The sequence below is a fragment of the Novosphingobium sp. HNCC26BN242 genome (assembly GCF_057180525.1).
This window is the reverse complement of the sequence record NZ_JBXUGM010000001.1, coordinates 1,382,848-1,406,092: the sequence shown is the minus strand read 5'-3', so window position 1 is coordinate 1,406,092 and position 23,245 is coordinate 1,382,848. Positions and strand designations below refer to the sequence as shown.

Genomic DNA, 23,245 nt, shown 5'->3' with positions numbered 1-23,245 from the left:
TAGAAGACGCCGAACCGGGCGGGAGGATGAGCAAACCATGGCGACCATGACCAATCCAGCAAGACCGAGCAACGCAAGCGATGATCGCGGGCCGATTTCATCGGTGGTGATCGTAGGCGGGGGCACGGCAGGTTGGATGACGGCGGCGGCGCTGGCGCACCGGCTGGCGGGATTGCCGGTAGCGATCACGCTGATCGAATCAGAAGAGATCGGCACGGTTGGCGTGGGCGAGGCGACAGTGCCGCATATCCGCTTTTTCAACGCCCGACTGGGCATTGATGAAGCCGATTTCATGCGCAAGACCAGCGCTACGTTCAAACTGGGCATCGAATTTCGCAACTGGGGCCGCAAGGGCGACAGCTATATTCACCCCTTCGGCGCGTTTGGGGAAGAGATCGAGGGCGTGGCCTTCCATCACCATTGGGCGCGGTTTCGCCGGGCGGGCGGGGCCGATCCGATTGATGCGTTTTCTTTGCCGGTGCTGGCGGCAAAGCAAGACCGGTTTGCCTGGCCCGGCAGCGATCCAGACGCGCTTTTGTCTACCTATTCCTATGCCTATCAATTCGATGCCGGCAAGTATGCCGCCTATCTGCGCGCCTATGCCGAAGCGCGCGGCGTGAAGCGGATCGAGGGGCGCATTATCGACGTGATGCACGATGGCGCGTGCGGTGTGGTTGAAGGTGTGCGGCTGGACAATGATCTGCAGGTGGCAGGCGAACTGTTTGTCGATTGTTCGGGCTTTCGCGGGCTGTTGATCGAACAGACGCTGAAGACAGGGTATACCGACTGGTCGCACTGGCTGCCGTGCAATCGGGCAGTAGCAGTTCCCAGTGAGCGTTTGGGTGAGAGCGCGGGCGGGCTTTCGCCCTATACCCGCGCCACCGCGCTCGATGCCGGATGGACGTGGCGCATTCCGTTGCAGCACCGCACCGGCAATGGCCACGTCTATTGCAGTAGCTATATCTCCGATGATGATGCGGCGGCGGCCTTGCTGGCGCAGATCGAAGGCCCGGCGCAGGCCGACCCGCGCTTTCTGCGGTTTCTGACCGGCAAGCGCAACCGGCAGTGGAACCGCAATGTGGTGGCCATTGGCCTTTCGGCAGGCTTTCTGGAGCCGCTGGAATCGACCAGCATTCACCTGATTCAGCTGGGCATTGGGCATTTGATGGACCTGTGGCCTGCCCGCGATTTCGATCCGTTGCTGGCGCGCGAATACAACCGGCTGATGGATCTGGAATATGAACGCGTGCGCGATTTCCTGATCCTGCATTACCATGCGACGCAGCGCGATGACACGCCGTTCTGGAACTATGTGCGCACGATGAGCGTGCCCGATTCGCTGGCGCAGCGCATGGAAGCGTTCAAGGAGCGCGGGATCGTGGTGAATTACCGCGATGGCATGTTCCTCGATGCCAGCTGGATCGCAGTCTATATGGGGCAAGGCGTGGTGCCGCAGGCCGGTGATCCGCGTGGGGAGGCGATTGGCGATGCCAGCCTGTTCCTGCGGCTGGCCGAAATGCGCGATGAATATGCGCGGCTGGCGGCGACACTGCCGAGCCAGTCGAGCTTTATCGAGCGGATTGGCGCCAATGCGCATTGAGAGTTTGGCGATAATCGGTGGCGGGCTGTGCGGATGGATGGCGGCCAGCATGCTGGCGCGCAAGCTGCCGGATCTGCGCATCAGCGTCTTGTCTGCGCAGGGGGCCGAGCGTGGGCTGGGCATTGCAAGCCCTGCTGAAGTGCTGCTGCCGCAGGACATTGAAGTGGTGGCGCAAACCGGATGGCGCGGCGGTGATCTGCTGAAGCGCTGCCGTGCCAGCTTTACGCTGGGCACCGCGATGAGCGGGTGGCGCGCCGATGGGGTGCCAGCTTTCGTGCCGTTTGGAGAGATCGGTGCGGCGCTGGGGCCGGTGCCGTTTCATCAGCTGGTAGCGGTAGCACGTGCCCGGGGGCTGGCGGTAAACATCGCCAACTATGCACTGGCGGCGCTGTGTGCGCAGAGTGGGCGGTTTGCTCCGCCGCAAGGAGACGATGATTCGGTGCTGGCGACGCTGGCCTTCGGGCTGACGGTGGATGTGGCGCGGATGGCCGAGATGCTACGCACTGATGCAGCGAAGCATGGCGTGATTGAAGCCGGAGCTTGGACCGGTGGGGTGGATCGCGATGGCGATACCATCACCGCGCTGCATACGGCAGCGGGCGATGTGGTGAGCGCGGACCTGTTTGTTGATGCATCGGGCGCGGATAGCCCGCTGGCAGGCGCGTTTGAAAGCTGGGCGGAATGGTTTCCGTTTGACCGCGCGGTAACTGCGCTGCGGCCCGATCAGGGCGCGCCGCCGCTCTATGCCGATCTGGCCGCGCTGCCCGATGGGTGGCAGGCGTTTGTGCCTGTGGCAGGTGGGGTGGCCGAAACGCTGGTTGGCGGCTCTGCCGAAGGGGCAGGCGTGCAGCATTTCCGGCCCGGTCGGCAGGCACGAGCGTGGGAGGGCAATCTGGTGCGGATCGGCGCGGCGGCGCAGCAGCATGATCCGTGCGCCGGGCTGCAACTGCATCTGGCGCTGGCCGATGCGGCGCGGCTGGTGGCGCTGTTTCCTGCCGGTAGCGATTGCCGGGCCGAGGCGCAGGAGTATGATCGGCAGTGGCGCGAGGTGAGCGATTGCGCATTTGATTACGCTGTGCTGCGGCTGGCGCGCAATGGTGCGGCAGGTGCCGTGTGGGATGCCTTGCGCGCCACGGCATTGCCTGCGCGGACGAGCTATCGCCATGACCTTTATGCCGGGACCGGCCGCGTAGTGCTGCACGATGGTGAGGTGTTTGAAACGCCGGGCTGGGTAGCGCAGTTTGAGGCGACGGGCATAGCCCCGCGCCGTGCCGATGCACTGGCCGATGCGCTGCCGACTGAGGCGATTGCCGCGCATTTCGAGCGCATTCGCGCGGCGATGCTCGCGGGCTTGGCCAAGCTGCCGCCCCATGCGGCGCTGCTGGCGGAGATGCAGGCATGAGCGCGTCTGTTGATCGCGGGCCATTGCGCCGCGTGGTGATTGCGGGCGGCGGCACGGCGGGCTGGATGGCCGCAGCCGCGCTATCGCGCCTGTCGGGCAATGGCGTGACGCAGATCGTGCTGGTGGAATCCGAAGAGATCGGGACCGTCGGCGTGGGCGAGGCGACGATCCCGCCGATCAAGACCTTCAACGCCATGCTGGGCATCGACGAGGACGAATTCGTTGCCGCCACGCAAGGGACGTTCAAGCTGGGCATCGAATTTGCCGGTTGGGGGCGGGAGGGCGAGGCCTATCTGCATCCGTTCGGGGCCTATGGCGCGGACATCAGCGGGGTAAAGTTCCACCAGATCTGGCTGAAACTGCGCGCGGCGGGGATTCCGCTGCCGCTCGATGATTTCAACATGTCGGCCACGGCGGCGCGGCTGGGCAAGTTTGATCGGCCCGGCGGTGATCCGCGTTCGGCGCTGTCACAGCTCGACTATGCCTATCACTTCGATGCCGGGCTCTATGCCGCGTTCCTGCGCAAATATGCCGAAGCGCGCGGGGTGACACGGCACGAGGGGCGCATCACCCGCGTGGCGCTGGATGGGGAAAGCGGGCACATCGCGGCGCTGCATCTGGATGGGAAGCGCGTGATCGAGGGGGATCTGTTCATCGATTGCACCGGCTTTCGTGCGCTGCTGATCGGCGAAGCGCTGGGATCGGGGTACGAGGACTGGAGCCATTGGCTACCGTGTGACCGCGCCGTGGCGGTGCCTTGTGCGCGGACTGGTCCGTTGCTGCCCTATACCCGCTCCACCGCGCGCGCCGCCGGGTGGCAATGGCGCATTCCGCTGCAGCACCGGACCGGCAACGGCATAGTCTATTGCAGCCGCCATATGTCAGACGACGAGGCGACGGCCACGCTGCTGGCCAATGTGGATGGCGAGATTACCGGCGATCCGCGCCCCTTGCGCTTTACCACCGGTATGCGGGCACAGCCCTGGGTGAAGAACTGCGTCGCGCTGGGGCTGGCCAGCGGGTTCATGGAGCCGCTGGAATCGACCAGCATTCATCTGGTGCAGATCGGCATTTCCAAGCTGCTGGCGCTGCTGCCTGATCGCAGCTTTCAGGGCCATGAGCGCGAGGAATACAACCGGCTGACCGCGATCCAGTGGGCGCAGATCCGCGATTTCCTGATCCTGCATTACCACGCCAATGCGCGCAGCGATTCCGCGTTCTGGCGTGAATGCGCGACCATGCCGATCCCCGAAACGCTGGAACGCAAGCTGGCGCTGTTCCAAAGCACCGGGCGGCTGTTCCGTTATGACGATGAGCTGTTCACCGATGCGAACTGGACCGCGGTGATGGTGGGGCAGGGGGTGATGCCGCAGCGCCACGATCCGCTGGCCGATTCGCTCGACCAGCCACAAGTGCGCGACATGGCCCTGCGCATGACCGATGCGTTCCGCCGCACCGCGCGCGCCATGCCTGCGCATGCCGATTTTATAGCCCAACATTGTGCCGGGAGGCCGATTTGACCGATACCGCTATACCCGAAGACGACCGCCGCATTCGCAGCATCGCGATCATCGGCGGCGGCACCGCCGGCTGGATGACCGCCGCCGCGCTCGCCAAAGTGCTGGGGCCGAACTATGCCAAGATCACGCTGGTGGAATCCGACGAGATCGGCACCGTCGGCGTGGGTGAGGCGACGATCCCGCAGATCAACGTGTTCAACCGCATGCTGGGGATCGACGAGAACGACTTTGTCCGCCGCACCAAGGGCAGCTTCAAACTGGGCATCCAGTTCGTCGATTGGCGGCGCATCGGCCACAGCTATTTCCACCCCTTCGGCAAGTTCGGGCTGGATATGGAGGGCGTCTCGTTCCACGCCTTCTGGCTGCGGCTGAACGCGCTGGGCCGGGCTGGGCCGATCGAAGACTATACCCTGATGGCCAAGGCGGCCGAGACGGGCAAGTTCATGCGTTCGGTCAACGCGGGCAATTCGCCGCTATCGTCGATCAGCTATGCGTTCCATTTCGATGCCGGGCTCTATGCGCTGTTCCTGCGCGATCATGCCGAAAAGCGCGGGGTGAAGCGGATCGAGGGGCGGGTGGTGCAAGTGCATCAGCGCGGCGAAGATGGCTTCATCAGCGCGGTGGAACTGGAGGACAAGACGAAAGTTGAGGCCGATCTGTTCATCGATTGCACCGGCTTTCGCGGGTTGCTGATCGAACAGACGCTGAAGGCGGGTTATACCGATTGGTCCAACTGGCTGCCGTGCAACCGGGCGGTGGCGGTGCCTTGCACCGGCGGGCAGGACATTCCGCCCTTCACCCGCTCCACCGCGCGCGCCGCCGGGTGGCAATGGCGCATTCCGCTGCAGCACCGCATCGGCAATGGACATGTCTATTGCAACGAATACATTTCGGACGATGAAGCCGCCGCAACGCTGCTGGCCAATCTGGATGGCGAACCGCTGGCCGACCCGCGCTTTATCCGCTTCACCACCGGGCATCGCAACAAGTACTGGGACCGCAATGTGGTGGCCATCGGCCTGTCGTCGGGCTTCATGGAACCGCTGGAATCGACCAGCATCCACATGATCCAAAGCGGGATCGCGCATCTGCTGACCAATTTCCCCGACCGTTCGTTCAGCCCAATCGATGCCGAACGCTACAACCGGGTGATCCGCACCGAGAGCGAGGAAATCCGCGACTTTCTGGTCCTGCATTACAAGGTGACCGAGCGGGACGATTCGCCGTTCTGGAACTATTGCCGCAATATGGCGGTGCCCGAGCGGCTGGCCGAGAAGATCCGCGTGTTCGAAAATTCGGGCCGCACTTTCCGTGAAAACGAGGAACTGTTCAACGATACCAGCTGGTTTGCGGTGATGGCAGGGCAGGGCCTGCAGCCGCGCAGCCACGATCCGGTGGCCAATGTGCTGGACCTTGAAACCACGCAGCGGCGGCTGGACGAGATCCGCAGCACGGTGGAAGCGTCTGCTGATTTCATGCCCCGCCACCGGACCTATATTGCGCAGCACTGCGCAGCGTGACCCGGCCAAGATAGCGGTATCATTTTTTGGTGGTGAACCGCGTCGCGCGCTTGAATTTCCATGATGGCTCGGGTAGGCCCGCGCGGAAATAAATCAGACAAGATGGCCGAAAGGATGTACGGCCTGATAAGGAACCCGCGTGCCGACGAACACACTTGCAGCGATGAATCCCGTAACCGCCTCTCGCACCGGACCGGCAATCTACCCCAGCCTGCGGGGCAAGCGGGTGATCGTGACCGGCGGCGCGAGTGGGATTGGCGAGGCGATTGTGGCGGGCTTCGCGATGCAGGGCGCGCGGGTGGGCTTTGTCGATGTCGCGGCCGATGCGGCGAGCGCTCTGACAGCGCGGCTCCATGCGGATGCGGGCGTGGAATATACGCCGCTGCTGCGCGTGCAGGATGTGGCCGATTGTGATGGCCTTTCGCGTGCGATGAACAGCTTGGCCGAGGCGCTGGGCGGGTGCGATGTGCTGGTCAACAATGCGGCGAGCGATGACCGGCACGAGATTGATGATGTGACGCCTGCGTATTGGGATGATCGCATTGCGGTGAACCTGCGCCATGCGTTCTTTGCGTCCAAGGCGGTGTGGCCTGCGATGAAGGCGCAGGGCGAAGGCGTGATCCTGAACCTCGGCTCGATCTCGTGGCATCTGGGGCTGGACGATCTGGCGTTGTATCAGGTGGCCAAGGCTGGGATCGAAGGGTTGACGCGCAGTCTGGCGCGCGAGCTTGGCCCGTGGAACATCCGCGTGAACACGATCATTCCGGGCAACGTGCAAACCGAGCGGCAGATGCGCTGGTATACGCCCGAAGGCGAGGCCGAGATCGTGGCGGCGCAATGCGTGAAGGGTCGGCTGCAGCCCGAGGACATTGCGGCGATGGCGCTGTTTTTGGCGTCCGACGATGCCCGCTATTGCACCGGGCATGAATACTGGGTCGATGGAGGCTGGCGGTAATGGCAATTGCAGGCGCGGTGGAACAGGTTCTGGCATCGGGCTGCGAGCTGGGCGAAGGCCCGGTGTGGGATGCGGCGCGGCAGTGCCTGTGGTTCGTCGATATCAAGGCCCACGCAATCCACAGCTTCGATCCGGCAACGGGCCGCCATGAATCTTTCGAGGTTCATGATCAGGTGGGCTGGGTTCTGCCCGCACAGGGCGGAAAGCTGCTCGCGGGCCTGCGCGATGGGCTATACTTGTTCAATCCGGCCACCGGAAAATGCCGCGATTATTTCAGCAAGGACACCGGCAAATGCTCTCCGGTGGCCACCGTGCCGGGCGAGCCTGCGGGCAACCGGCTGAACGATGCCTGCGTTGATCCACAGGGCCGGGTGTGGTTCGGATCGATGGACGATGCCGAAGCCGAGGCGAGCGGGCGCTTTTACCGCGCCTTTCGCAACACGGTGGAGCCGCAAGGACCGGACGGGATCTGCATAACCAATGGTCCGGCGGTTTCGCCCGATGGGGACTGTCTCTATTTCACCGATACGCTTGCGCAGGCCATCCATGTTGCGCCACTGCATGACGATGGCACGGTTGGCGCGGCAAAACTGTTCGTCAGCACCGCGCGCGATTTTCCCGATGCCTGGGCCGATGGTCCGGTGTGCGATGCCGAAGGGTGTGTGTGGACGGGCCTGTGGAACGGCTGGGGTGTGGCGCGCTATTCGCCAAAGGGCGAATTGCTCGAAAAGGTCGATTTGCCGGTCGCCAATGTCACCAAGCTGGCCTTCGGTGGGCAGGATCTGACGCGCGCATTCGTGACAACCGCGCGCAAGGGGCTGGATGATGCCGCGCTGGCAGCGCAGCCGATGGCGGGCGATGTCTTTGCGTTTGATGTTGCAGTGCCGGGCTTTGCGGCGGCGCTGGCGGAGGTTTGGGCGTGATTGTGAACCGACTGACACTCTGGGCGATTTTGCTGGCGGGCACCGCTCCGGCACTGGCGGCTGAGCCGTTGGAGCTTGGCGCGGTGTGGACCGATCATGCGGTGGTACAGCGCGGGCAGCCGGTGCTGGTTGAAGGGCGTTCGGTGCCTTCAGGTGCTGTCTCGGGGCAGTTCGGGACCGAGCAGGTCACCGTAAAGGCGGACAAGCAGGGGCGTTTTACGCTGCGTTTTGCACCGCGTGCCGCTTCGGCTGAGCCGCTGACGCTGACCGTTTCGGCGGGCGGGTCCAGCGTGACGCGCACCGATCTGCTGGTGGGCGATGTGTGGCTCTGTTCAGGCCAGTCCAACATGGAATTCCCGGTGCGGCGCGCGCTGAACGGCGATACCGAGGCCGACAACGCCAGCGATCCGCAGCTGCGGCTGCTGCAGGTGCCAAAGGCGATTGCCTATGTGCCGCAAACCGGCTTTTCCGCGCCGACGGCTTGGACGCAAACGACGCCGCAGACCGTGCGCGAGTTTTCCGCCGCCTGTTACTTTATGGCGCGCGAATTGCGCCGGGCGCGTGGGGTGCCGGTGGGGGCGATACATGCCAGCTGGGGTGGATCGAAGGTCACGCCGTGGCTCGATCTCGAAGCGGGCGCGGCCATTGCCGGGGCGCCCGACATGGCGCTGCTGGCACAGTTCGAGCGTGAGCCGCTGGCCGCCGTAACCCGCTTCACCCCGCGCTGGACGGCATGGTATCAGGGGCAGACCGGCGGCACGCAGCCATGGGCAAAGCCCGATGCGCTGACGTGGCAGGCAGTGCCATCGATCAAGGGCTGGCAGGCGTGGACCGACACGCCGCTGGGCAGCAACACCATCGGCACGGTGTGGTTGCGGCGACAGGTGACGCTCACCGCTGCGCAGGCAAAGGCTGGTGCGAAGGTGGCGCTGGGCGTGCTTGACGATATGGACATGACCTTCGTCAACGGGCAGCCGGTGGGCAATACGTTCGGTTGGGATACCGAGCGCGTCTATGCCGTGCCGCCGGCGATGCTGCGCGAAGGCGTGAACGAGGTGATGGTTGCGGTGACCAATACTTATGGCAACGGCGGCTTTGCCAGCGCGCCTGAAAAGCTGGCGTGGCAAGTGGAGGGCGGCGAACGCTTCCCGCTGGCCGAAGGCTGGCGCTTTGCTATCGCGCCGGTGCAGGGCGATCCGCCGCGCGCGCCGTGGGATGCCAATGCCGGGGTGGGCCTGATGCACAATCGCATGATCGCGCCGTTGGGCCGCTTCGCGATGGAAGGCGCGGCGTGGTATCAGGGCGAGAGCGATGTCGGCACGGCGGACTATGACCGGCGCATGCAGGGCCTGATCGCAGGTTGGCGCGCGCGCTTTGGCAGCGGGTTGAAAGTGGCGGTGGTGCAGCTTGCCAACTATGGTGTGCCTGCCACCAAGCCTGCGCCATCGGGCTGGGCGCAGATGCGCGATGTGCAGCGCCGGATCGTGGCGGCAGATGCCAACGCCGCGCTGGTTTCGGCCATCGACATTGGTGAGCGGACCGACATTCACCCGGCCAACAAGCTGCTGCTGGGCCAGCGGCTGGGCATGGTGGCGCTGGATAAGCCTATGCCGATGCCGGTTTCGGCCACGCTGGAGGGCGCCCGCGTGCGGGTGCGCTTTGCGGGCGTTGAGGGTGGATTGCAGGCATGGTCGGCACAAGGGCCTATCGGGTTCGAGCTGTGCGATGCTGGCGATGTGTGCCGCCATGCCAATGCGCTGGTGGACGGCGATAGCGTGGTGATCGGAACCGGTGGCGAGGCGGCGGTCCGCGTGCGCTATGCCTGGGCGGATAGTCCGGTGGTCAACCTGTTCGATGCGCGCGGGGTGCCGGTGCCGGGGTTCGCGCTGGATGTGGGGCGGTAAAGGGTAATCACCATTCCCGCTCACCCTGAGCTTGTCGAAGGGTGCCAGAACCAAGGTCGCGCGGGATGCTTCGACAGGCTCAGCATGAGCGGGGTGTGGCGGAGGAGGCTAGATTAACGCGGCGCTGCGTCTGACTCCCGCCGGACCAGTTCATAGTCCAGGGTGGCGTGGCGGGCGGTGCGGGCATCGCCGTTGCGGGCTGAACGGATGTCCTGCACCAGCAGATCGAGCGCGGCTTCGGCCATCTGGCGGATCGGCTGGCGGATCGTGGTGAGTTCAGGCCAGATCGTAGAGGCCAAAGCCGTATCGTCAAACCCGCAAACGGTCAGATCGCGCGGGACTTCCAGATCGTTGCGGTGCGCAGCTGCGATGCAGCCAGCGGCCATATCGTCGTTCGAGGCGAAGATCGCGGTCGGCTTTTCGGGCAGGGCGAGCACCTGCATCGCGGCATCGAGGCCGGAGCGGTAGGTAAACTGTCCCTGTACGACCAGCGCTTCGTCCACGTCGACGCCTGCCTCGCTCATCGCATCGCGGAAACCGGCAAGGCGCAGTGCGCTGGCGGATTGTTGCGGATTGCCGATGATGAAGCCGATGCGGCGGTGGCCCAGATCGATGATGTGCCGCGTCATGTCATAGGCGGCCTGATAATCATCGATCATCACCACGCCGTGCTGCGCCTGCGCTTGGCCAGGGCCGATCAGCATGGCGTGCGTGCCCGCGCGGCGCAGGCGGGCGAGCAGCGCGGTATCATCGCACAAAGGCGGTGGCAGCAGGAAACCGTCGATCATGGTTTCGGCCAGCTTGGTGATCATCTTGGCCTGATCGCGTTCGGGATCGCAGCGTTCGACCACCAGATGCGCATCAAGCCGGCTGGCCGCGTCCATACACCCGATCAACAGTTCGCTGAGGTAAGCGGCAGAAGGGTTGGAATAGAGCAGCGCGATGCGCAGTTGCGAGGCGCCTGCAAGGCTGCGCGCGGCGCGGTTTGGCGCATAGCCCAGTTGCTTGATCGCCACTTCGACTGCCAGCTTGGTTTCTTCGCGCACACCGGTGCCGCCGTTGATGACACGGCTGACAGTCATCGGCGAACAATCGGCCAGACGGGCCACATCGTTTACAGTGGGACGGCCAGATTGCCGCCGCCGGGATCGGGTCTCATTCATGCGCTTTTGTCTCCCGCACAAATGTCCTGAAGGGGAGACTTGTGGTTTGCAAGCTGGATTGTGAACAGACAACGTCTGAATTTGGCGCGCCATGTTATATTGAGGCTTGCACCCCGGTGATGTTGCGTTAGAAAGATAGCGCTATCATTCATTTCATGGGTCAATGGCGGTAAGGCACGAATTGTCAGCAGTGGTATCAATCCACGCGCAATTCCAACGGTGTAACGGGAGAGGGAAATGGCTGCAACGCAGCAGGACAATACCAACATGGCGCTGGTCAGCGCGATCGTGGCGGTGGCAACGATCGGTGGCTTGCTTTTCGGTTATGATAGCGGCGCGGTGAACGGCACCCAATCGGGCCTAAAGGCTGCGTTCGCGCTAGATGACAATGGCCTTGGCTTTACCGTGGGTTCGTTGCTGGTTGGCTGCGCTGCAGGCGCATTCACCGCAGGTCGCGCGGCAGACCGGTTCGGCCGCAAGCGCATCATGGTGGGCTCGGCCATCCTGTTCCTGTTGGGCGCACTGGTGCAAGGCATTACTGACAATCACACCTTGTTCGTGATCGCGCGCTTCTTTGGCGGCATGGCGGTTGGCGCGGCCAGCGTGCTGTCGCCCGCCTATATCTCCGAAGTCGCTCCGGCGGCCATTCGTGGGCGGTTGACCAGCGTGCAGCAGGTGATGATCATCACCGGGCTGACCGCAGCATTTGTGGTCAACTATCTGCTTGCGCAATCGGCGGGCGATTCGCTGGGTGAGCTGGCCGGGCTTCCGGCGTGGCGCTGGATGTATCTGGCGCAGGCGGTTCCTGCCGTCGTGTTTCTGGTGGCGCTGCAATTCATTCCTGAAAGCCCGCGCTATTTGATCAGCAGCGGCCGTGAGGCGGAATCGCGCGCTGTGCTGACCCGTCTGTTCGGCCCGACCGAGGCAGAGCGCAAGGTTGACGAAATCCGCGCCTCGTTCGCCGTCGATCATCGCCCGCGTCTGGCCGATGTGCTGGCACCGGGCACCGTGCTGCGCCCGATCGTGTGGGCAGGGCTGATCATCGCGCTGTTCCAGCAGTTCGTGGGGATCAACGTGATCTTCTATTACGGCGAAACGCTGTGGAAGCTGGCGGGTGTTTCTGAAAAGGCCGCGCTTGAGCGCAATATCTTTTCCGGCATCGTTTCCATCGCCGCGTGCTTTGTCACCATGGCGCTGGTGGACAAGGTAGGGCGCAAGCCACTGCTGCTGGTCGGCTCTGCCGGGATGGCATTGTCACTGGGGGCGATGAGCTGGGCCTTTTCGCAAGGGACGCTGGATGCCGCAGGCGCATTGCAGATGGATCAGGATCTAGGCCTGATCGCGGTGATCGCGGCCAATATCTATGTGATCTTCTTCAATGTCAGCTGGGGCCCGGTAATGTGGGTCATGCTGGGCGAAATGTTCCCGAACCAGCTGCGCGGATCGGCGCTGGCGGTGTGCGGCCTGGCGCAGTGGGTGGCCAACTATGCCGTGGTGCAAAGCTTCCCGGCGATGGCCAGCGGCCTCGGTCTTGCCGAAACCTACATGCTCTACACTGGCAGCGCGTTCATCAGCTTCTTCCTGGTGAAGGCCTTCCTGCCTGAAACCAAGGGCAAGGAACTGGAACAGATGGAAGGCTGGGGCGGGCACTGAGCGCCTTTGACGACGAATAATACCGGCGGGCGCGAAGACGCTCAATTGGTCAAAGGGCCCGCCGGAGTTTAGGAGAGAGTATTCGATGAAAGCCGTTGCCAAGACCATCCGCTCCGCGCTGCTGACAGCGACTGCCGCCGTGATCGGCATTGGTTCCCCCGCCATGGCCAAGGATGCCGCAGTTGAAGTGGCCATCGATACGGCCAAGACCGGCCCGGTGATCGACAAGCACATCTTCGGCCAGTTTGCCGAACATCTGGGCACCGGCATTTATGGCGGGCTGTGGGTCGGCAAGGATTCGCCCATTCCCAACGTGCGCGGCATCCGCAGCGATGTGGTGGGCGCGCTGAAGGCACTGAAAGTGCCCAACGTGCGCTGGCCGGGCGGGTGCTTTGCCGATGAATACCACTGGCGCGATGGCATTGGCCCGGCGGAAAAGCGCCGCGTGCAGATCAACACCAACTGGGGCGGCGTGCCCGAGCCGAACACGTTTGGCACGCACGAGTTCATGGATTTTGCCGAAATGATCGGGGCCGATGCTTATGTCTCGGTCAATATCGGATCGGGCACGGCGGCAGAAGCTTCGGCGTGGATCGAATACATGACCGCCGAAAAGGACACGACGCTGGCCAAGGAGCGCGCTGCCAATGGCCATCCCGCACCGTGGAAAGTGCCGATCCTGGGCCTTGGCAACGAAAACTGGGGTTGCGGCGGGGCGATGTCGGCCACGCACTATGTTGAAGAAATGAAGCGGTTTTCGAACTTTGTGCGCAATTTCAACCCCGCGCAGCGCGAAGGCGCGGCGCGGATGAAGCGCATTGCGGTGGGCTGGGACAGCGGCACGCTGGACTATACCGAGGAAGTGATGAAGGCGTGGAAAGATCACGTCTATTCATGGGATATCGAAGGCGTATCGCTGCACAAGTACACCACAGGGGGCTGGCCACCGCACTTGCCATCCACCAACTTCGGCAATGCCGAATATGCGGAATCCATCGCCGATACGCTGGTGATGGATGAACTGATCGTCAAGCAGAAGGCGATCATGGACAAGTATGATCCCGACAAGAAGCTGATGATCGCGGTGGACGAATGGGGTGCATGGCTCCAGCCGACGCCCGGCAGCAATCCCGGCTTTTTGCAGCAGCAGAACAGCATGCGCGACGGCATCATCACCGCGCTCAACGTCAATATCTTTGCCCGCCATGCCGATCGCGTGAAGATCGCCAACATCGCGCAGATGATCAACGTGTTGCAGGCGATGATCCTGACCGATGGCAGCAAGATGGTGCTGACGCCGACCTATCACGTGTTCAAGATGTACGTGCCGTTTCAGGATGCACAGTTCACGCCGGTGACGTTTGACGCTGGCAAATATGTCAATGGCAAGCACACGCTGCCGCGCGTCGATGCGATGGCGGCCAAGGACAAGGCCGGACAGACGTGGGTGTCGCTCGTCAATGTCGATCCCGATGCGGGCACCAGCGTGACCATTCCTGGCTTCCGCAATGCCAGCGGCGAAGTGCTGACCGCGCCCAAGGTGGACAGCGTGAACACGTTTGATGCGCCTTCGGTGGTGGCGCCCAAGGCGGTGTCTTTCAAGGGCAGCGCCAGCGGCCTGACCGTGACACTCCCACCCCGCGCGGTGATGGTGCTGAAAATTTCGAAATAGCCTTACCGGCGGCGGTCAACAGCGCCCTCCAGCGATGATCGCCGAAACTGAACGGCCCGGGAAAGCAGTGCTTTCCCGGGCCTTTTTTGTGGGGCGGGGGTATGGCGAAGAAGTAGCTGGACCCCGGGTAAAGCCCGGGGTGACGATGGTTGGGCGTACTGCAAATTCACGAAAATATGAGAAATTCTTCGTCACCCCGGGCTTGACCCGGGGCCCTGCATAGCCCTTGCCGCAACCTTTGTACGGCTTAACGATCCAACGCGGCGAGCGCCCAGTTGACCGCCACAGTCTGCATTTGCGCGCGGTTGCCCTCGGCCACCAGTTCCAATATCTTCGCGCCCTTCACCGGCACCGCGATGTCAGCAGGCGCATCGCCGGGCTTCATCCAGCCAGTTTGCTTCAACAACTTCCCATCGGCATGAACTGCAAAGCGCACGCGGACAGTGGGATCGGCGACGGAATCATCCACTCCAGCCTTGGCAGTGAACGTGGCAAAGCCCTGATTTCGGACCTCCAACCGCGAATTGGCCAGCGTGCCGATGGCGCTGGAATACGTCTTTCCCGCCATCTTTGGCGTCTGGGCAAAGGGCGTGGCATCGGCCCGCGCACCGCCCCAGCCGCCATAGACCGGATGTTCGCCATCGGCCTTGGTTGATCGCCAGGGCAGCAGGCCGCGATAGACCATCGGATCGGCCATTGGGTGGACGATGCCGTCCACCGCCGGGTTAACGTTGCCCGGTTGCTCGGAGAGGTAGAGGCCTTGGGCGTGCTCGCGCGTGCCGCTCGCCTTGAACAGCAGCGTCTGGTGGCGGTCGAGGTGGACGGGCATTTCATCGGTGAACGATTTCGTGCCGCCATCCCACAGGTCGGTCAACGTGATCGGCTGGTCGGTGCGGTACTTCAGGTGCGCGGGCGTAAGCTTCACGTCCACCGGGCTGCCGGTGCGGTTGAACAGGGCCACCGCCTTGGTGCCATCAGCCAGCGTCTTGACGAAGATCTGCACGGTATCGCCATCATAAGCGAGCACGGCCTGATGCGCGGCGGCATCCTGATTGAGCGCGATGACCTGTGCATTGCCCAGCACGCCCATCATCGCCGGTGAAGCCTTGCGCAGATCGAAGCCGATGATCAGCGGCGCATTGAGCATGGCCCAGAGCGACATGTGCGAGCGGGCTTCGGTGATGTGCGCATCATCGAATTCGCCGCTGCCCACGAACAGCATGTCGGGATCGTTCCAGCTGTTGGGCTTGGCATAAAGTTCGCGCCGGGACGCAGAATCAAGATTGTGCAGCATGCGTTCCCAATTGGGCGAAATGTCCTCGCTCGTGCGCGAAAGGTTGCCCAGCGTGCGCGCCCATGATCGCACATCAGCCGATCCCCACAGGCAGATCGACAGCACGAAATCGTTGCCGGGCTTGTTGCGGGAAAGGGCTTGTCCCACCTGATCGAACAGGGATTTGACTGCCGGAATATCGGTGCGCGGGATCGTGTCGTAATCGATCAGCGGATCGAGCGCGCGCAAGCGGCCTGATGTGACCTGCGGGCTGTCAGCCGCCAGTGCGCGGATGCCGCAGCCATCGACCTTGATGTAATCAAAGTTCCATTCGCCGAAATAGAGCGCGATATCTTGATCGATGTTGCCATAAAGCCCGATCTCGCGCTCTGCCTGCGTGCCTGCGGGCTGGCCGGGACCGTTCGGATCACCATAAATCTGGCCGCAACTGTTGCGGCCGATTTCGCTGTAGATCCCGGCCTTGAAGCCCATCGCATGGAGCCGGTTGGTGAAAGGGCGGAAGCTGGTGTTGCCGTCTGCCGTGCGCGCCGATGGGAAATTGTCGGTGCGGATCAGCACGCGACCATCGCTTTGCCGCCGCTTGGCCCACCAGCCATCGTCGATGTTGATATAGCGATAGCCTTTGGCGGCAAGCCCGCTGTCAATCATCAACTGGGCCGAGGCGATGACCTTTTCCTCATCGATATCAGTGCCAAAGGCGTTCCAGCTGTTCCACCCCATCGGAGGCAAGGGCGCAGAGCCGCGCGTGGTGACACTCCATGTGCCACGGGCCTCAAGCGGCTTGTCGGCAGCGCTGGCCGGGGCGGCAAGCGCAGATGTGGCGAGCAGAGCGGTGGTAAGCAGGTGGGGCAGGCGCATGTGGCATTCTCCCATTATTCTTGGGCGCTTATCCGCCGCGCATGGCGCGGGCGATCATCGCACGAATCTGGCCATAGCCGCCATCGCGCAACGACCGCAGCACGCCGCGCCGCGCTTCGGGCAGGTGGGCAAGGGGGTGGCCATCAGGCCGGAACACGAAATGATCAAAGAAGGCGCGAAAGGCGGCGCGCTCTGCCTCTGGCCGTTCGGCGATGGCAATCATCGCGTGCAGCATCGACAGCAGAGGCGCGTCCGGCCCGATGGCGGTTGCATCCCACCAGTAATTGAGCATCACGTTGACTGGCGCGGTTGCTTCTACCTGATGCCACCAAAGCTTGGGCAGGAACAGCGCATCGCCGGGGCCAAGGTCCACCACCACCGCGCGCGCCTTTGCCGCGGCAAAGCGCGGGTAGGCGGGATTGCGCGGATCGGCAGCGGCCATGCTGACAGGCTGACCCGCCATCGTATGGTCGATCGGCCCGACATAAAGATCGGCAATGGCATCAGGCGGATAGAGCGTGAAGCGCCGCGATCCGGCCAGCACGCAGGCAAGGTTTTCATAGGCATCGTAATGACATGCCACGTGTGAGGCATTGCCGATCCAAAGGCGCGGTTCAACCGTTTGGGGAACAATTGGAAGGGCGTTCTCATCGGCGAAACCGGGCAGATAATGCAGTGCGGCAAGCGATCCGATATAGCAGGAGCCCGGCCGTGCGCCCGCAGCATGCTGCAGCATTTCCGCAAAAGCCTGTGGCAGGGCCATGGCTTCGCGGGTAAAGTTGAACCCGCTCAGGTCGTCATTGTAGAAATAGCGGCCTTCCGTGGCTTCGTTCCCTCTGAACACGTGTGGACGCTGTCCGCTGTCAAAGCGCGCAAGATAGGCCAGCGCCGTTGCGGGTGATGCCGCGCTCGCCGCCACGGCGGGAAGGTCTGCGCCAAGGCCACGGATGACCGCCGGTTGGGCTTTGGCGATGATTGCGCGCTGAAACGCCTCGGGATCGGCCAGCGCCGGGTCTTCGCAGGCAATTTCATGGACCATTGCTGGGAATCAGGCCCAGCTGGCCAAAGCTTTGCTTAGCCCGGATTGATCCCTGCCAGCATCCGGTCCAGCGGTGGCAATCGCCTGATTTTTGCGCCGGGCCATGGCCCCGATCTGGTGAATCGATCCCCGGATCGAGATGGCGGCTTGCAGCCAGCCGTTGCGAAATAGTCTGACGATATCTGCATCCGGCAGCGCTGACATGGCATCGCCGCTGATCGTGTAAAGCCCATTCAGTGCGATGTTTGAGCCATCATCGAACTGCAACTGGACGTCCACCGGTTCAACCAGGCGCAGCGCCACCAGGGCTTCAACGAAGGCTTCGGTCGGCGGCCCCATGGCCATCAATCGGCCAATCGCCTGCTGCACCACGCGCATAGCATCGGTTGGATCACCATGACCATCGAACAGAGCGATGGTGCCCCCAGAGGCAAAGCGCGGATGGGCAAGATCGATCGCGATGCTTTGCTCCACCGCATAGAACCCTTGCCGCGCCAGCTCCAGCGGCACGAAGGCGGGCGCGCCGCAATCCACTGTATCAACGAGCATTTCCTGCGGAGAAAAGCCGAACAGCGCGGCCAGTGCAAAGCGGCCGGTTTCAGGCGATTTGGCCAGCACCAGCGGGCAGGAAGCCGCGGCACGCTCAACTTCGGCCAGCACGATTTGTACCATGTGCGGGTGAGGGCCGCCCAGCGCGTGCATGCGCAATGCGCCATGAACTGCACTGTCGAGCAGTTCGAGTTTCTCCTGCATGCCTCGCTCTCCCTTCTTCTATGCGCCAAGCATGGCTTGCAGCGGCATTGTTCGCAATACTTATGTTCGCGCTATCACCACCGTGCCGGCCATGAGTGATGCGTGCTTGCCACAGTTTGAAGTGGCAGAGTCAAAAAGCAGACAATTACTTCTTGATAGCGCTACCCCGAAGCGATAGGACTATCCACACAAGGTGGCAGGAATGGCGCACCGGCATGGAGAGAGGTGGCGGGAGGCATGAACGCCAGCCCGGTGAAGGGCTCCCCTGCATGCCGATCGCATTCGTCTGTTGTTCGTCTGGGATCAGGTTTCCAGCCGAAAGCAGATGTTGCCACCTGTTCAGGCGGGGGTTCCGCCGAAGCCCGATGTGATTGGGCTTTGTTCGAGCAGGAGAGGGTACGGTGGGACAGGATATGAGCACCAGTTTTGCAGCGGGCGTTTCGCTACGCAGCGGGATCAGCGGCATCGCCATGGCGTTGACGCTAGCCGTTGCCCTGCCGTCACAGGCGCAGGCACAGATGGCCGAAGAAGCGCCCAGCGATGAATCGATCATCGTTACCGGTATTCGCGGATCGTTGCAGCGCAACATGGATATCAAGCGCACCGCTTCGGGTGTGGTCGATGCGATTTCCGCCGAAGATATCGGCAAGTTCCCCGATGCCAACGTGGCCGATGCGCTGCAGCGCCTGCCCGGTATCTCGATCCAGCGTTCGGGCTCTCGCGGTGAAGCCACAGGCGTTACCGTGCGCGGCTTTGGCGGAGACTTTAACGATACCCAGTTCGATGGCCGCCGCCTGTCTACTGCATCGGGCGGCCGCGCGGTGGATTTCACCACCATCGGGTCTGACTTCGTCACGCGGCTGAGCGTCTACAAAACGCCGGACGTGACGCTTGGTTCGGCAGCCATCGGTGCAACGATTGACGTTGCCCTGCCCAAGCCGTTCGATTCCATGGGCACCAAACTGGTGGCCAAGGCGCAAGCCGCGATTCAGGACCGCAATGGCAAGGTACGCCCATCGGGCGGCGTTTTGGCCAGCACCACTTTTGCCGATGATACGATGGGCATCCTTGCCTATGCCGCTTATCGCCGGGTCGATACCACTGCCAACCAGGTGTTTGTTCCGGGCTGGATCGGCAACCGATTTTACCAGTGCCAATCGCAGGCCGCTTGCGCGCCTGCTGATCTGACGCCTGACAAGAAGACCGTGCTGGGCTGGTTCCCGCAGCAGGTGGGTGCCAACCAGATCACCACCGAAGATGAGCGCATTGATGGACGCCTTGCCTATCAGTGGCGGCCAAGCGATACGCTTGAGCTGACCATCGATGGCACGTTCACGCGCCAGACTTTGCGCACCGCAGCCTATGGCTATGGGGCATGGTTCAACGGCGACGATTTGCGGAATCTTGAGCTGGACAGCAATGGCACTGCGGTTGACTTTAACCAGTTCGGCACGCCGATGGACTTCAACGCCGGCCTGACGCGGAATATCAACCAGACCTATATTGCCGGTGCAAACCTGAAGTGGGAAGCGACCGACAACCTGTCGTTCGATTTCGATGGTGCCATCTCGCGTTCGGTGCTGAACCCAGGCCGCAACGGCATCGTCAACAACATGAACATCGGTTATGGCGGGACGAACCCCGGCGGTCCTTTTGTTTCGACGCCTTGCACGTTCCCTGCCGGAGCAACGCCTTCAACGCCGCCGACCAGCTGCAGCACCTATGGCACGGTTCTGGGTTCCAACACCGGCTTTTCGATCCTTGGCAACAGCAGCCAATTCCTGCCGAGTATCAGCAACATCGGCCCTAACGGCGATATCAGCCGCTATGCCGACAAGTCGATCATGGGCAGCCACGTAATTGTGCGCAACCCGAACTATTTCACCGATCTGGTGAAGCAGTTCAAGTTTGTGGGCAAGTGGGAACAGGACGGCCTGAAGGTTCACTTTGGCGCGCGTTATGCGCAGGATGAATTCTATCAGGAAGGGCAGAACACTTTCGTCAACGGCACGTTCTTCCGTTATGGCGGATATGGCGCGCCATCGGGCCGTACCGGCGGTGTCTGGCCACTGCCGGCCAGCATCTATCAGGGCGATATCAGCACGGCCGGGTTCATCCCCGGGTATCAGGGCACGCTTGCGCCCACGATCGTCCAGTATGATCCCGAGGCGGTTTACAAGATTCTGGAAGCCACCGGTGGCGGCACCACGCTTCCGGCATTCGATCCGGCCAGCGTGCTGGGCGTGACCGAAAAGATCTGGGCGGCGTTCTTCAAGGTGACGTTTGACACCAACCTTGGCGGCATGCCGTTCCATGTCACCACGGGTGTGCGCAACGAGTATACCAAGCTCACTTCGCGCTCCATCGGCCGCCTGCCCACGCGCCTGATCACTGTTGCCACCGACCCTACGCTGATCGCGGTTGATGCGTTCACGCCGGAACAAACGATCCTGCGCGAAACGTCGTACAACTATCTGCTGCCCAGCATCGACGTGAAGCTGGAGGTGACCGACAAGCTTATCGCGCGCTTCGATGCCTCACGCACGCTGACCCGCCCGGCGCTGGGTGACCTGCGCCCGACGGTGAACCTTGGCACGCTGCGCCGTGGCAGTCTGGCCGCATCGGGCGGCAACCCCGATCTGCAGCCTTACGTGTCTGACAACTTCGATCTGGCGGCGGAATACTATTACGCTCCCAACTCGTATGCTTCGGTGAACTTCTTCCTGAAGAACATCAGCAACTTCATCGTTGGCGGGGTCAGCACGCAGACGATCAACGGGGTGATCGATCCGTTCACCAACCAGCTTGCCCAGTTCCAGGTCAATGGCCGTGTCAACGGACCTGACGGCACGGTAAAGGGTGTGGAACTGGCGCTGCAGCACGTGTTTGGTGACAGTGGCTTTGGCTTCAATGCCAATGGTACGATCGTCAACACCAATCGCAATTTCGACCCGACAGACATTTCGGGTTCGGCCTTTGCGATCACCGGGCTTGCCAATTCGGCCAACTTCGTCGGCTTCTTTGACAAGAACGGTCTGGAAGTGCGCGTTGCGGCCAACTGGCGCGATAGCTACCTGCTGGGCCTTGGCCAGACGCAGGGCGGCACCTTCGGGGCAGAGCCAGTCAACGTGAACCGCCAGTTCCAGGTTGATGCCAGCGCGAGCTATCAGGTGACCAAGCAGTTCACCGTGTTCGGTGAAGTGACCAACATCAACAACTCGAACTTCAGCACATATGGACGGTTCTCGAACATGCCGCTGGAAACCTTCAACTATGGCCGCCGCTTTGTGTTTGGTGCGCGGTTCAACTACTGACGAATGTGTAGGTGGCGCTGGCATTCGGGCTGGCGCCATCATCGCCCAAAGGGTTGGAGCGGGATCATAATGGTGCAGGCAGTGCGCAATGTCGTGATCGTGGGCGGTGGCACCGCCGGGTGGCTGACAGCGGCGATCATTGCCGCTAAACACAAAGCCCGCATCGGCCATGATTTTTCCGTTACTCTGGTGGAAAGCCCCAACGTGCCGATCATCGGCGTGGGTGAGGGGACATGGCCCACCTTGCGCTCCACACTGAAAAGCGTCGGTATTTCCGAAACCGATTTCTTCCGTGAATGTGATGCTGCGTTCAAGCAGGGCGCGCTCTTTGCCAAATGGACCACTGGCGCGGATGATGATGCCTACTATCACCCACTCGTCCTGCCGCAGCGCTTTGGCCAGCTGAACCTTGCGCCGCACTGGCTGGCGGGCACGTTGAACGAAGACGGCGCAAACGGGGATACGTTCTGTGATGCCGTCTGTGCGCAGGGGCGCATCTGCGATGAAAACCTTGCTCCCAAAACGATGACCAACGCCGAGTATGAGGGGCAGGCCAACTATGCCTATCACCTCGATGCCGGAAAGTTTGCGCCGTTCATGCAGCGGCATTGCACAGAAAAACTGGGCGTACGCCACGTTCTGGCCGATATGCGCCGCGTCATTCAGGACGAAAACGGCGATATCCGCGCCATCGAAACGGAGCAAGCGGGCGAAATTACCGGAGATCTGTGGATCGATTGCACCGGGATGCGCAGCCTGCTGCTGGGTGAAACGCTGGGCGTGGGGTTCAAGGACTGCAACGATGTGCTGTTTTGCGATACCGCGCTGGCGGTGCAGGTGCCCTATCCCGATCCACAAGCGCCGGTGGCCACGCACACCATTTCCACCGCGCAATCAGCGGGCTGGATCTGGGATATCGGCCTGCCCACGCGGCGCGGCGTTGGGCACGTCTATTCAAGCCGCCACATCAGCCGCGAAGATGCCGAGGCAGAACTGCGCGCCTATATCGGCCCTGCGGCCGATGGCCTTTCCGTACGCCAGATCGCTATCCGTTCGGGCCACCGCGAGATGTTCTGGAAGAACAATTGCGTAGCCGTGGGGCTGGCGGCAGGATTCCTTGAGCCGCTGGAAGCATCGGCCATTGTGCTGATCGAGCTTTCGGCCAAGATGGTTGCCGATCAGATGCCGCCCGCGCGCGAAGTGATGGACATCGTGGCGCGGCGCTACAACGAAAAAACCCACTACCGCTGGGGCCGGATCATCGATTTCCTGAAGCTGCACTATGTGCTGAGCAAGCGCCGCGATACCGCGTTCTGGCGTGACAACATGGACCCGGCCAGCATCCCCGAACGGCTGCAGGAATTGCTGGCGCTGTGGGAATATCAGCCGCCCTACATGCACGAAGAGTTTGACCGGGTGGACGAAGTGTTCCCCTCCGCGTCCTATCAGTATGTGCTCTATGGCATGGGTTTCCGCAGCGAAGTATCGGCCCGCGCGCTGGAGCCCGAAGTCCGCGATGCGCGCAAGGCGCGGCGGGAGAATGCAGATCAGACCGCGCGCATGCTGAACGGCCTGCCCAAGCACCGCGATCTCATTGACCGCATTGTGAAATACGGGCTGCAGCCGGTTTAGGATTGCACAGGCACCGTTCCTAAAACACAGGGATGGGCTGAGG

The 23,245-nt window shown here is 62.5% G+C and carries 15 protein-coding genes; 11 read left to right on the top strand and 4 right to left on the bottom strand.

Features of this window, described 5'->3' with window-relative positions; genetic code table 11:
* The first annotated feature begins 37 nt into the window (after positions 1-37).
* The 7 genes from AC2A1F_RS06525 (at position 38) to AC2A1F_RS06495 (ending at position 9,824) form a co-directional block, all read left to right on the top strand.
* Entirely contained in the window at positions 38-1,600 is a 1,563-nt protein-coding gene (locus AC2A1F_RS06525) for a tryptophan halogenase family protein (RefSeq protein WP_484207923.1), read from the top strand.
* The gene (locus AC2A1F_RS06520; RefSeq protein ID WP_484207922.1) at positions 1,590-3,002 is read left to right on the top strand and encodes a tryptophan 7-halogenase; all 1,413 of its coding nucleotides are present in this window, start codon (positions 1,590-1,592) and stop codon (positions 3,000-3,002) included. The genes AC2A1F_RS06525 and AC2A1F_RS06520 overlap by 11 nt, the downstream gene beginning before the upstream one ends.
* Positions 2,999-4,522 (top strand): tryptophan halogenase family protein, encoded by a 1,524-nt coding sequence (locus AC2A1F_RS06515; protein ID WP_484207921.1) that lies wholly within the window; start codon positions 2,999-3,001, stop codon positions 4,520-4,522. The genes AC2A1F_RS06520 and AC2A1F_RS06515 overlap by 4 nt, the downstream gene beginning before the upstream one ends.
* Complete coding sequence (locus AC2A1F_RS06510) at positions 4,519-6,042, top strand: tryptophan halogenase family protein (protein ID WP_484207920.1); 1,524 nt, start codon at positions 4,519-4,521, stop codon at positions 6,040-6,042. The genes AC2A1F_RS06515 and AC2A1F_RS06510 overlap by 4 nt, the downstream gene beginning before the upstream one ends.
* A 163-nt stretch (positions 6,043-6,205) precedes the next feature.
* Positions 6,206-6,997, top strand: coding sequence for a D-xylose 1-dehydrogenase (xylB, locus tag AC2A1F_RS06505; protein WP_484208185.1), 792 nt, complete (start codon positions 6,206-6,208; stop codon positions 6,995-6,997).
* Positions 6,997-7,920, top strand: coding sequence for an SMP-30/gluconolactonase/LRE family protein (locus AC2A1F_RS06500; RefSeq protein ID WP_484207919.1), 924 nt, complete (start codon positions 6,997-6,999; stop codon positions 7,918-7,920). Before xylB ends, AC2A1F_RS06500 begins: the two co-directional genes overlap by 1 nt.
* Positions 7,917-9,824 (top strand): sialate O-acetylesterase, encoded by a 1,908-nt coding sequence (locus tag AC2A1F_RS06495; protein WP_484207918.1) that lies wholly within the window; start codon positions 7,917-7,919, stop codon positions 9,822-9,824. The genes AC2A1F_RS06500 and AC2A1F_RS06495 overlap by 4 nt, the downstream gene beginning before the upstream one ends.
* A gap of 113 nt (positions 9,825-9,937) precedes the next feature.
* Here the strand turns inward: AC2A1F_RS06495 and AC2A1F_RS06490 are convergent, their stop codons facing one another.
* Complete coding sequence (locus tag AC2A1F_RS06490; RefSeq protein WP_484207917.1) at positions 9,938-10,987, bottom strand: LacI family DNA-binding transcriptional regulator; 1,050 nt, start codon at positions 10,985-10,987, stop codon at positions 9,938-9,940.
* Positions 10,988-11,224: 237 nt separating this feature from the next.
* On the opposite strand from AC2A1F_RS06490, the gene AC2A1F_RS06485 reads away from it, so the two are divergent.
* Positions 11,225-12,640, top strand: coding sequence for a sugar porter family MFS transporter (locus AC2A1F_RS06485; RefSeq protein WP_484207916.1), 1,416 nt, complete (start codon positions 11,225-11,227; stop codon positions 12,638-12,640).
* Between the two features lie 85 nt (positions 12,641-12,725).
* On the top strand, positions 12,726-14,312 hold the full coding sequence (locus tag AC2A1F_RS06480) for an alpha-N-arabinofuranosidase (RefSeq protein ID WP_484207915.1): 1,587 nt from the start codon (positions 12,726-12,728) through the stop codon (positions 14,310-14,312).
* Positions 14,313-14,559: 247 nt separating this feature from the next.
* On the opposite strand, the gene AC2A1F_RS06475 is transcribed toward AC2A1F_RS06480, so the two are convergent.
* Genes AC2A1F_RS06475 through AC2A1F_RS06465 form a run of 3 tightly spaced genes read right to left on the bottom strand, consistent with a single transcriptional unit; the run spans position 14,560 to position 18,256 of the window.
* Positions 14,560-16,464, bottom strand: a complete 1,905-nt coding sequence (locus tag AC2A1F_RS06475; RefSeq protein ID WP_484207914.1) for an NPCBM/NEW2 domain-containing protein — start codon at positions 16,462-16,464, stop codon at positions 14,560-14,562.
* Positions 16,465-16,492: 28 nt separating this feature from the next.
* Positions 16,493-17,503, bottom strand: a complete 1,011-nt coding sequence (locus tag AC2A1F_RS06470) for a cupin-like domain-containing protein (protein WP_484207913.1) — start codon at positions 17,501-17,503, stop codon at positions 16,493-16,495.
* A gap of 9 nt (positions 17,504-17,512) precedes the next feature.
* A complete protein-coding gene (locus AC2A1F_RS06465) occupies positions 17,513-18,256 on the bottom strand; it encodes a SapC family protein (RefSeq protein WP_484207912.1) in 744 nt (247 codons plus the stop codon).
* 413 nt (positions 18,257-18,669) lie between these two features.
* Here AC2A1F_RS06465 and AC2A1F_RS06460 point away from each other — a divergent pair, with 413 nt between their 5' ends.
* On the top strand, positions 18,670-21,570 hold the full coding sequence (locus tag AC2A1F_RS06460; RefSeq protein WP_484207911.1) for a TonB-dependent receptor: 2,901 nt from the start codon (positions 18,670-18,672) through the stop codon (positions 21,568-21,570).
* 69 nt (positions 21,571-21,639) lie between these two features.
* Positions 21,640-23,202, top strand: a complete 1,563-nt coding sequence (locus AC2A1F_RS06455) for a tryptophan halogenase family protein (protein ID WP_484207910.1) — start codon at positions 21,640-21,642, stop codon at positions 23,200-23,202.
* Positions 23,203-23,245 lie beyond the last annotated feature (43 nt).